The 631-nt window shown below is 53.4% G+C and carries 1 protein-coding gene; it reads right to left on the bottom strand.

Annotated elements, in window-relative coordinates; all coding sequences use genetic code 11:
- Nucleotides 1–579 (bottom strand): IS110 family transposase (locus GTP46_RS29150; RefSeq protein ID WP_161010120.1); only part of this gene is annotated, 579 nt, incomplete at its 3' end.
- Nucleotides 580–631 lie beyond the last annotated feature (52 nt).

Below are 631 nucleotides of genomic sequence, written 5' to 3'. Positions count from 1 at the left end.
CTGTGCCTGCAAGGCCCGAATAATAGCCAAGTTGGCCTTCATGCCGCTGGCTTCGACCGGGCCGACAGGCATGCTGTCGATGTCCATTTCCGTCAGCAGCTTGATTTCTCTGCAGGTAAGGTAGCTACCTGTTTGCTGTGCCATGCAGGTCTCAATCGAAAGAATATTCGCGGTTCTCATATCGACCAGCTGCATGCGTTTGCGGGCCAGGTCTCTGACGGCGCGTGATGACTTGGGCATGATATGGCCCTCGGGCAGGAGCCCTAATCGAAGTAGATGCGCCAAATGCCGCGCATCGGATTCGTCACCACGATGTTTAAGTCCATCGTATTGCTTGATTGCTGTCGTGTTGGCCAAGTGAAGAACATGACCCGCTTCGATCAGTCCATCGACCAACCAGTACCAGTTGTAGGTAGACTCCACAACAACGCCGGACAGCTCAGGACGATACGGCTCCAGCGCGGCGCAAATCGTGACTAGATCGTTGGCCAGCCGCCTGGAGTACAACACTTTGTCGGCCTCGTCGGAAACGATCACAACACAGTTGTTGGAATGAAGATCAATGCCACAAAATAACATGACGTCCTCCTCGATAAAGTTCGGATTCGTACCGTGACTTTATTCCTCGGCT

Source organism: Duganella flavida, from assembly GCF_009857445.1.
In the GTDB taxonomy this organism is placed as follows: domain Bacteria; phylum Pseudomonadota; class Gammaproteobacteria; order Burkholderiales; family Burkholderiaceae_D; genus Rugamonas; species Rugamonas flavida.
Note: the sequence above shows the minus strand (reverse complement) of the source record. Positions and strands in the feature narration are given on the sequence as shown.